This window comes from Verrucomicrobiota bacterium, from assembly GCA_016871495.1.
In the GTDB taxonomy this organism is placed as follows: domain Bacteria; phylum Verrucomicrobiota; class Verrucomicrobiia; order Limisphaerales; family VHDF01; genus VHDF01.
Genome location: VHDF01000021.1, coordinates 1 through 10,640 on the forward strand (window position 1 = coordinate 1; position 10,640 = coordinate 10,640).

Annotated in this window: 6 protein-coding genes; 1 reads left to right on the forward strand and 5 read right to left on the reverse strand. The window is 59.7% G+C overall.

The features are described 5' to 3' along the window. Positions 1-350: 350 nt before the first annotated feature. The gene (locus FJ404_06730) at positions 351-1,445 is read right to left on the reverse strand and encodes a pyridoxal phosphate-dependent aminotransferase family protein (protein ID MBM3822565.1); all 1,095 of its coding nucleotides are present in this window, start codon (positions 1,443-1,445) and stop codon (positions 351-353) included. 1,034 nt (positions 1,446-2,479) lie between these two features. Here FJ404_06730 and FJ404_06735 point away from each other — a divergent pair. Beyond that, positions 2,480-5,293, forward strand: a complete 2,814-nt coding sequence (locus tag FJ404_06735; GenBank protein ID MBM3822566.1) for a hypothetical protein — start codon at positions 2,480-2,482, stop codon at positions 5,291-5,293. 801 nt (positions 5,294-6,094) lie between these two features. On the opposite strand, the gene FJ404_06740 is transcribed toward FJ404_06735, so the two are convergent. The 4 genes from FJ404_06740 to FJ404_06755 form a co-directional block, all read right to left on the reverse strand. Next, on the reverse strand, positions 6,095-7,042 hold the full coding sequence (locus FJ404_06740) for a hypothetical protein (protein MBM3822567.1): 948 nt from the start codon (positions 7,040-7,042) through the stop codon (positions 6,095-6,097). A gap of 218 nt (positions 7,043-7,260) precedes the next feature. Further along, positions 7,261-8,367, reverse strand: coding sequence for a dienelactone hydrolase (locus tag FJ404_06745; GenBank protein MBM3822568.1), 1,107 nt, complete (start codon positions 8,365-8,367; stop codon positions 7,261-7,263). After that, positions 8,364-9,299 (reverse strand): DUF1684 domain-containing protein, encoded by a 936-nt coding sequence (locus tag FJ404_06750; GenBank protein ID MBM3822569.1) that lies wholly within the window; start codon positions 9,297-9,299, stop codon positions 8,364-8,366. The genes FJ404_06745 and FJ404_06750 overlap by 4 nt, the downstream gene beginning before the upstream one ends. Beyond that, entirely contained in the window at positions 9,275-10,549 is a 1,275-nt protein-coding gene (locus FJ404_06755; GenBank protein MBM3822570.1) for a methyltransferase domain-containing protein, read from the reverse strand. Before FJ404_06755 ends, FJ404_06750 begins: the two co-directional genes overlap by 25 nt. Positions 10,550-10,640 lie beyond the last annotated feature (91 nt).

The window sequence follows — 10,640 nt, forward strand, 5'->3', positions numbered from 1 at the left end:
CACACAATGGTAATACCCGTTTTCCCGATCCTCCGGAACCTTCATCCTCGCCTGTCTCATGGGCAATCCATACTGAGTCAACAAATTGAAATCAAGCTTTTTCTATCAGAATGTCTGTCCCTATGTTTGGTAGGGGGGATTTTGAATTTTCGCTCCCGCGATTTTTTTCAAAAAACCCGCCAGTTGCGAAAGTCGGGTTAAGAGCCGCTTCTACCGCGTCAAGTCGTTGCCGATGGCGAAATGAGCCCCCCTCGGATCCTTGGGCCTGGGACTTCGTTCTTCGCTCGCGCGTTGACCCTGGCCAAAATCCCTTCTGAACAAGCGACGACTCTCTTGGGATCTTGGCAGAGTCAGCGTCCGGTTCCCGGTTGAAGGCATTCCGCGAGACGTTGGAACTCCGCGGCTTGATGTTCGGAGTTGATCGCGAAGCGAAAGTAGCCTGCGGAAGGACCGACCGGATAGCGGATGAAGGAGGGAAAGATGCCCGCGCGCAGGAGGCGGCGTGTCATGTCCTGAACATGGGAGGGCGAATCCGGAGTCCAACGTGTGACGGGAGTATGGGGAGAGTTGGAGAGAAACGCGTGGGGTTTGAGCGCGTCGTGGAAGCTTCTCATGTTCATCTGCAACCGGGCGAGGCGTCCGGGTTCATCCTCGAAGACCTGGATCGATTCCAACACGCCGGCCGGGGCGGCAAGCGGCAGGGGTGTGGAGCCCGCGTAGGCGGGTGAAGAGTCTCGGAGCGCTTGAATCACCTCGGGCGCGCCGGCGACCGCGCCGCCAGCCACACCCAGTGCTTTGGCCAAACTCAAAGTCAGGACGATTCGCGGATCTCGAAGCTGAAAATGCGAGAGGACTCCTCGTCCTTGGGGTCCGACCGCACCGATCCCGTGCGCGTCATCCACGATCAACCAGCCGTTTCGAGGTAGGTCGGCCAAGGCTTTATCGACGCGGGAGAAACCGGCGGTGGTGCCGTGGGTGCCTTCGAGTAGAACGACGGGCTTGGCTCGGCGCGGGAGGGAACGAATGGTTTTGGCCAGACTCTTTGAATCCATCTCTGAGGCTCGAAGAACGGGGAGGCCTGAGATGGCGGCGGCGTCGATGAGGCACGGATGAGTATCGTGATCGAGAACGGCGTGAGTGGCCTTCGTTCTCAGGGCTTGGATGGCGAACAGCGGCGCCAAATAACCGGAGTTGGCAAGAGCCACGGCCGGGAAGTGGAGAAAACGAGCCAGAGCTTTCTCCGTGGCGCGGTAGAGGGGATGTTCGCCGGTGGTGCGGCGGGAGGCGCCGGGTTGAGTGAGGCCGAGTTTCAGCGCGTTGCGCATGGAGGCCAGCACGCGTGGATGGCCGCTTAGTCCGAGGTAGTTGCAGCCACCAAAATAGACGAGGCTCCGCTTCCCGCGTCGGACGTGAGTGGAGTCGATGAAATCGAGGGGTGGAATCACGATGGGCTAGGTTGAGTCGCCGCCGATGGAGAGTGTTTCGGAGGGTAGATCGCTTTGGGCGCGGCGTCCAGACGCCGCAGATCGGTTGTGCGGGGGGGGGTGAGCATGCTTGAGGCTCGGATCCGCGGATGACATCGATTTCACGGATAGATCCGGGAATTCTCCCGTGGGTGCCGCTTCCAGGATTATCGAAGAAAACTTCCCAAGCCCACTCCCCAGAGGTGCATCCAGCCCGGATATTTCATACTGAGCTTGAACCCGCGAAAGTACGCCGCGTGAGGGCACGCGGCCTACAATCGCGCCTGCCTCTATGATTGTAGGCCCGGTGTGCTCACCGGGCGTCCCGAGCATGCAACATGCGGGCTGGAGGTTGTCGGTGACCGTGTTGTCTTGGTAACGCAGACAGCCTTGTCTGCTGTTTCGCAGGCTGCCCAGCCTGCGGGGCGACGAAGGGAACCCAGCGCGTGGAGTGCATGGAAGGGCGTCGTTCTTCACCCGCCGGGCCGACGGGCCGTCGGCGATACGGCAGGCTGGGCAGCCTGCGCCACACGACAGACAACTTCGGCATGCGCGGCCTCCCCAGCCCTGCAATCCAAGGTCATCCTGTTTTGATCTGTGAATCGGAAGTGAAGAAGCCTGTCGTCTGTTGTTCTCTTGGGTTTGACGTGTTTCTTGGTTCGATGGAATTGGCTTTTCCAGATCAGATTTGAAGTGTCGCTCATGGAGCGAATAGATTCTGTAATCATGGAGATTTGTCGCCAACCCGATCGCCCCTCGAATTCCTCCGGTCACCCCTCGGCCAAGACAAGCCGCCCAATCTCATTGCTGATTGTTGCGAAATACTGCTTGCCTCCGCCAATTTGATGCGCTTAGTGTCCGAACAAGCCTTATGGTGAAGCGTGCTCATCTCCCAATTGAGCAGTGTCGTCTTTTTTGCGGCAAATCAGTCGCAAAGAAGCGTCCTTTGTGCGCGGTTGGCTCCGTGCCGCAGCGTTCACCCGAGGTAAGTTGTAATCCTCACCCCAAACAAACCTATGCGTAAATCAGTTAAATCCTTGCTGATGCTAGGTGTTTTTGCCGGAGGTGCAGTGGCTTTGCAAGCCGCCCCTCCGTCATCACCACAGGGCATCGTCACGGCGAATACCTACCCGGGCAACGTCCGCCCAGCCATTATTGCGGGCGAAAAACCAGCCTCCGATGGGACACACTACCCTGGCATCGCCGAACTCCCCTACAACGGATATCCTGGGCCTTACTCTGGAGATCCTGCGACTCCCCCTCCGGGTGACGTCCGCAACAACTACACGATGCATCTCCGCTTCTATTACCACGCTCCCAAGGCGGGTAAATTGCAGTTCGCGATCGCATCCGACGACCCGGGCAACCTGTTCGTGGCCACCGACGCCAATCCCGCCAATAAAGTCCAGGTCGCCGTCGAGCCTCAGTGGAACGCGGTCCGCTCCTTCGGTGGTGGCGACCCCGCAGCTCCGACACGCCGCACCGTGACGGACGACGGCAAAGAACCTTCTCCTCGGCCCGGCAATATGTCGCAATTCTTCACGGTGACGGCCGGCCAGGTCCTCTACGTTGAAGCGGTTGCCAATGAAGGCGGTGGTGGCGACAACCTCGCCGTTGCAGCCCGTTACAGCACCGATCCTGAATTCGCCGACGGCGACCAGCCGATTAGCGCAAACATCTCCTCGGTAGATCGCGCTGACGTCACAAAGGCCGCCATCACGGGTCTCGGATCCACTCCGGTGGGCTTCTCCGTCAACGTGATCAATGGCAGTGGAAACAACGGCACCAAGCTCGACAAGGCTTCCGTCAAAGTAGAGCTGGATGGTGCGGCTGTCGCGACCACCGTTGAGGATACCGCTGACGGCAGCAGGATCGTTTACAGCCATGCCACGGTCTTCGCCTCAGGTTCCAAGCATACGGTCAAGGTAAGCGCGAAAGACACAGGCGGTGCCAGCCTCCAATCGACCGCAGATTTCACCGTATCCAAGTATGGCTTGCTGAGCAAAGACCTCAAGGTGCCTGATAGCGCGGTCAAGAAAAATGAGCCCGGCTTCTTGTATCGCACGTTTCAAAACTCCGCCGATACGCGCAATACGAATGCCAAGAGCGAAGAGGCTATTGCCGGAACGTTGAAAAACGCTGACGGCCCACTCCCGAATCAAGCCGACCCCAACGCGCAAGGCAACGCCAAGGGCCCGGGCAAGAAGCTCGGTTCCGCCGACAATGCTTTGATCGAGTTCGAAATTGAAACGGTCATTAACTTGGATCAAGGCGGCGGCAGCAACGGCGCGTTCACTCCCGATGAGCAAATGCCAGGCATCCCCGGCATCGAAGGCAGCACCGACGGTATTGTCGCTGAAATCATCACTTTCATCGAATTCCCTCGCGGGCTGATCACGATGGGTGTCAATTCCGACGACGGCTTCAAGACCACCGCCGGCCTCAATCCGGCTGACTCGGCTACGGCCGTCCTCCTCGGTGAATTCAATGGCGGTCGTGGCGCGTCCGACACGATCTTCCAGTTCGTGGTGGAAGAAGCGGGCATCTACCAGATTCGCACGACCTGGGAAGAAGGCGGTGGTGGCGCGAACATCGAATGGTTCACCGTCAATGCCGGTACGAAGGTATTGGTCAACGGCGAAGGCGGTCTGAAAGCCTATCGCCGCGCCGACATCGTCGTTCCGGCGGCCTTGGTTGCCCGCTCCCCGGCGCCGAACGCCACTGGCCAGGAGCCTCGCCCCGACATCGTTGTTGCTTGGAATGACCCAGGTGGCGCGATTGATCAAGCCTCGATCAAAATGAAGGTTGATGGCAAAGACGCTTCGGTCACGGTGGCCAAGGCAGGCAATACCGTCACCGCGACTCACAAACCTTCCGCCGACTTCGGCTTCAGCAAAACCGTGAAGGTTGATCTGTCCTTCAAGAACGGCGGGCGTGACGTCACTACGTCCTGGAGTTTCTTCGTGAAGATCGACATGTCGGCGCCCGGCACGTTGTTCATCGAAACCGAAGATTTCGACTTCGATGGCGGCCAGACCATCACCGACCAGCCGATTGGTATGACCGGCAAATATCCCGGCGGTTCTTTCCGCGACAAGGGTGACGGACTCGACAACGCTCCTGGCAACAAGAGCTTCGGTGTCGATTACTTCGAAACTAGCGCCGGCAATGCCCAAGCCATCTATCGTCCTGGAACCGGTGTTGAAGCCGGCAAAGAAGACAGCCAGGTGACCGGTGGCGTCAGCCGCGGTTCTTTCGACGTGGAGAAGACCTTCGCGGTCGGCTGGAACGACGGTGGCGACTGGATGAACTACACTCGGACCTTCCCGAGCCCGGCCAAGAACTACAAGATCTATGGCCGTATCTCCTCGGGCGGTGCAGCGATCAACGCTGAACTGGCCCAGATCACCGCTGGCCAGGGCACGAAAGATCAGACCAAGAAAATCTTGGGTATCTTCCGTCCTGGTCGCGCGACCTCGGGCTGGGACGGCGCGGGAGCGTTTGAAACCTTCCCGCTCACTGCAGCCGACGGTTCCGGTACGCCGGTCATCGTCGAGCTTGGTGGCAAGACGACCCTCCGTTTCACCACCATCGACGGCAACAACGACCAGGACTTCCTGATCTTCCAACCCACGACGGAATCTCCGGGAGGCGGAGTACCGACGCTCGCGGGCAAGGCCGAAGGTGGCAAGCTCGTGATTACCTTCACCGGCACACTGCAATCTTCCGACAATGTGGAAGGCCCCTACGCAGATGTAGCAGGCGCAACAAGCCCTCGCACGGTTGATCCGACCGGCGCCGGCAAGTTCTATCGCGCCAAAGGCAACTAAGCCCTTCGCTCGAACGTTTCAGAGGAGGCCGGACGAAAGTCCGGCCTCCTTTTTTTTCGAGGGATGGACATGGATTGCCAGCAATTCTGGGGGTTCGACATATCGATCCGTGAGTATTTTCATGAATCAAAGCGAGTGGAATCAATCGGGCGATCAGGAGTGCCGTGCATCGCGAAGTGGTCTGTCGTGTGGCGCAGGCTGCCCAGCCTGCCGTATCGCGGACGGCCCGTCGGCCCGGCGGGTGAAGAACGAGGCCCTTCCATGTTCTCCACCCGCCTGGTTTCCTTCGTCGCCCCGCAGGCTGGGCAGCCTGCGATACAGCAGACAGGGCTGTCGCGGTGTATTTTATTTTCAGACGCGGTTCGCCAGGGCGAATGGGTCACGGAATGGGAGATGCGCTCGGCGACGGAATCCCGCCTTCAATCCCAAAGGGATTGTGTCCTCCAGCCCAAGGTTGCGAGGCACGAGCTACCTTGGGTTGTCGTTTGGAAATGGATTCAACCGCAACGCGGTTGTGGCTTGACCCCGCCAAACGGAAATAGGATTTGGTCACAACCCCGTTGGGGTTGGTTTCCATTGACGAAACGTGACCCAAGGTAGCTCGTTCCTCGCAACCTTGGGCTTTGGGATGGAATCCCGTTGGGATTCTTGAGGTGCTCGACATGTCTGTCCCTGAGTATTTTGTGTCTGTCCCTGAGTATTTTCGGTCCCTGAGTGTTTTCGGTCCTTGAGTGTTTTTGTGTGTCGTCGTGTCTTTCTCATCCAGGCTTTGGCAAATCTTCACCAGGTGCAACGGCCGATTTAGGGGTGTCGCCGGAGGATCATTTCCATTTTGCGTAATGCCTCGGGGCTGGCGGGTTTGTTGGCTCCTTGAATCAACATCACGAACTGATCGGCCAGGATCTCCTCGGGATGGATGATGTAGCGGGTGTTGCGCCCTATCTGCTCGAAATAGCCGGAGACCTGTTCAGGGCTCAACCGCACAGGCTGATCTTCGAGCATCTTCGCTTTCCACTGGCCGCCCGATTCGTCCATCACCCATAATTTGAAATCAAGATACTCGAAAAACCCCCAACCCCTGGCCCTGGAGTAGGTCTCCGTCCTGGCGATGAGTGAAGGCATGACCTTCACAGTAGTGCCCTGATGCTCCACCGCGATCCAATGCTCGATGACCGGCGCGTCAGGGTTCGTCATCTGGCGCGAACGGTAAGAGGGAGGCGGTTCCAGGGGCGCCGATTTTTTGAATCCAATCGCCCCATAGAGTTCGTCACGCATTTTCGGATTGGCCCGGCTCAGCACATGGAACAACTCGTGCAAGAGCAAACGTTCGAGCGCGCCGCGCGGGATGTTCAGCTTGGCGACCGGGAGAATCACCGACTCCCCGCGAGTGTAGGCGGCATGCGCTTCCTCCAAACCACTGCTCTTCACAAGGTGAATCTGCTTGGGAAAAGGAAGTTTCCACCGCGAGAGCGATCGCGCAATTTCCGCGGTGCTTTCGCGCATTCGATCCACCTCCGCGGTCGACCATTCCAAAGCTTGCGCCTCGATGAACGACAGCAATCGCGCCTCGTCCACGGGAGCATCCGAGTCGAGCCTGGCCGCCCGATCGAACGGACTCAATTGTCGGATGAACTCATCCCGTGTCCCGAGGATCTGAAGGCCCTTTTCACGGTCGGCCAGGACCCACCGAGAATCGCCCTGGATGATCCAATCCGAGGCGAGAACTTCGAGGGCGCCGACCAGTATCAAGAGCCATGCGACGCATGACTTTCCTCCCAGGCGTAAGACGCCGGCAGTTTGCCGGCCCAAAGTCGGCGCCAAGGACATGATGCTCCTTCTCGGTCGCAGCGAAGCACTTCGCGGCATGCATCGACACCATGCGCCAATCCGGTCTGCCCGTCGCTCCAATTCTCCACGAATTTTCGCCCGAGGCACGGAGTCCTTTGGGGCCAGCCCCAACGCCTTGTCTATTGTGGCAGAGCAACGTCCCGCACGTGGCGGTCCATCCACTCGAACATGCTCGTCCACATCACGGGGAGATAGACGTGGCCGGTCTTTTCATGAACCTCGCTGCGGAAGGAATTGGAGTTTCCGTAAAGGCTGTAGACACGAGCCACCCGTTTCTCGATTTCCCGAATGCCCTCGACCGGCGAGCCGGCGTCGGAATCCCCGTTCATGCAGAGCAACGGACGGGGTGCCGCGCAGGCCACCACAGCTTCGCTGTCAAAGTGGGCGAGCATACCCGGAACGAAGTAGTAGATGCCGTGATACTTCAGTCCCCCGGCCGCCGTGAGTTCCTGATAACGCGTCAAGCATGCCACTGCGACCCCGGCTTTCAATCTCTCGTCCAAGGCCATCAGCCACCAGGTGCGCGTTGCGCCCATGCTGATGCCGGTGACCCCGACGCGGCGGGCATCCACCTCGGGGCGGGAAACCAGATAATCGAGAGCCATCAACTCATCTCGCAGCATCATGCCCCACAAACTGCGGCCCCACCACAGTTGAAACTTCGAAGCGCTCATCTCACCCGGTCCACCCTTTTCCGCCTCGCCGCCCGGCCCCTGTCCATTGCGTTCGCCGAAACCATACGCGTCGATGCAGAGCACCGCGTATCCGCGCCGCGCCAGTGCTGGTGCAGGTGGCTCCGGCGTGTGATCGGCTCGAAAGATCTCCTCCTTGCCAATGGGGTATTCGCCTCCGTGCCAATGGCAATAAAGGATGGCGGGAACGGGTCCGGCTGCTTTCTCGGGCAGGACCAAATAGCCCGGGATTGTTGCGCCTGCCCCGTTGTCGAACTCGAATTTCTCGACGATATAGCCCGGGCGAACTTCCCTGGATATCGTCTTGACCTGCGGCTTCGCCGGGCGCGGCGGCAGGTTGCCCAGCAGTTTCCAGAGGGTTGCGCGAATCCCGGCCCGGCGAGTCTCCCAAGCCTCGACACTGGCGGGGATCTCCAGTTCGGGCACCGGGGGCGCGGCTTTCATCCATCTGTCCGCCGCCGCGGGGCGGGAATCTTGAGCGAAGGTATGCATGGCAAAACCAAGGGTCCACAGGAATGCGAGGCGGGTCGTCATGGAATGGTGTGAGAGGTGGATCGATGCCTTTTTTCTCCCGCGGGGATGGCGAAAGGAAGATCATTCTGAGCCGGTGGAATCTGGCACGTGGCGAAGGGCGTGAAGGCGCAGGGCGGATTATACGCGAAATTGAAATCGAGAACGACTTGCCCGTTCGTTCCTGGCAGCGCTGCATGCAGGTAGCGTCCGCCCGCATAGGTGGCGCCGCCGTTTGTGGCATCGCGAAACAGAATGAACAAGTCCCCCTCCTCGCGATCTTCCAGCGCGTCCAGTTCATAGTCGCGATTCTGCCAGCGGAAGCGAATTTTCCCCGGAGATCGTTCCAGCGTGGTTCCACCGGTCACCACGGCCATGGGCAGCATTTTGGGCAGTCGATGAGGAACGAAGATCCCTTCGACACGGAACTCGGGTTGATACTCAAAGTATTCCAATCCTTGAAACGCCCGGCGATTTGGATGGGTGGATTGGCGAACCCGCAAGGCCAGGCGTTCCCCTCGCGAAAGCACCGTCAGGCGCAATTCTCCGATGGCAACCACGGATGGTTTTCCTTCCTTGTCCGTGCGCAGCCAAGCCTCCGAGACGGAAGATCCATCGACGCTGGCAGCGACTCCCGGAAATGCCACGAAACGCACTTTCTCTCGAGTTCGGAAGAACGTGCCGATTCGACCCGGTGTCGCCTGACCCGCCAGCTTGATGAGCTGATCTGAATCCGAGCCGGCGGGGTTGTCGCCCTCTTGGAGCCAGTGCAATCCAACCAGGGTGATCCAGCCGTTGGTGCCCGCGACCGACTCCATCCGCTTCTGTTTCCAAACCGACCAGGCTGGGGGAGCCGCGCCCGCGTTGAGCAAGAGAACCGAGGCCGTCGCGATGAGCACACCCATACCGGCGGTTCGGCGAATCGTTTTCGCTAAAGTTTGCGCCAAAGAAAACATCGTTCACGGCCCTCACGCCCCTCGAAGGAGCGCGGCACCCAGTGACGGATCAGTTCAAAGTCCGGCGAGAAGCGCGCCAGCACTTCCTTCACAGTTGCCGCGTGGGGAGGACCCGCCTCATCCTCCGGTTGCAAGTAATGGATGGCCAGAAAATGACCTCCCGGTTCGAGCCAGGCTCGGACGGATTGCGCATAGGCAGTTCGCCGGGCGGGTGGGATCGCGCAGAAGAGCGTGTGCTCGAATAGCCAGTCGAATTTCGCCGGGGGCGGCGTGGAGAGGAAGTCTGCTTGCACGAATTCCAACCGTTCGCTTCGGTGCGTTCGAGATGCTTCCCTCACGGCGCTGGGAGCCAAATCAAATCCCGTGGCATGAAAACCCGCCTCCGCCCAGGCCCGTGCATCATGTCCTCGCCCGCACCCCGGCACGGCAACCCGTTGATCCGGGCGGAACGATGTCGCGTGGTCCTTCAGAAAATCGATCAGGCCGGGAGCCGGAGCGCCCTTGTCCCACCGGGTGTCCCCCGCTTGATAGAGTGATTCCCAATCGGTTTCCTTTTCCCAATGGGTTCCGGCGGCTGCCATTCTCGCCGCGGAGCAGCCTTCCAGCGACTCAACCGCCCATTCGGGAGAATGCGCCAGCAATTCCGCGAGCGTCTCGCCTCCCGTGGCCACGGCCACGCAACGCGCTCCGATATGATGGGCGCATTCAATATCGGCCCGGGTATCGCCAACGACAACGATTTCTCGACCCTCGAGGTTTGACCCGAATCTCCGGCGCAGCTTGTCGAGGGCAAGCACGGCAAGTTCGTTGCGAATCGGGTGTTCATCGCCGAAAACACCCAGTTCAAACTGCCCGTTCAGTCCATGCGCCTCGAGCTTGAGCGCGGCCCCCGCACGAATGTTGCCCGTCAGCAATCCAACGAGAGGTGGCTCGGGCAGGGTGCGCAAGCCGTCCAGCGCCTGAGCGATTCCCGGGCATGGCTGGCCCGCGCATCGGCGAAGCTCATCCCGCAAAAACTCAAGATAGGCGTCGAGAAATCGCTGGACCTCGGAGGAACCAGAGGGAAGCCCGTGTTTTTGAAAAAATTCGTGAACCAGCGAAGTATCCGTCCGTCCATGAAACTTCATGCCGTCGGTCCCGCGGGGAATGCCATAGACGAGCTCCGAGGTTTGCGCAAAGGCGCGCGTCCCCGCCCCTCCGGTGCGGATCAATGTTCCGTCGATGTCGAACAGAACTGCTTTCGTCGTCACGGGCACAGTCTGAAGCAAGCTCCGCGGCTTGTCGATGATCCGGCCTGGGACCAACCCAGCGGCTGTGCATCCTGAAGTTGTCTGTCGTGTG

Excerpts from the sequence above, each read along its gene's own strand:
- FJ404_06735 (MBM3822566.1), top strand. The coding sequence starts at position 2,480 with ATGCGTAAATCAGTTAAATCCTTGCTGATGCTAGGTGTTTTTGCCGGA.
- FJ404_06745 (MBM3822568.1), bottom strand. The coding sequence starts at position 8,367 with ATGACGACCCGCCTCGCATTCCTGTGGACCCTTGGTTTTGCCATGCAT.
- FJ404_06750 (MBM3822569.1), bottom strand. The coding sequence starts at position 9,299 with ATGTTTTCTTTGGCGCAAACTTTAGCGAAAACGATTCGCCGAACCGCC.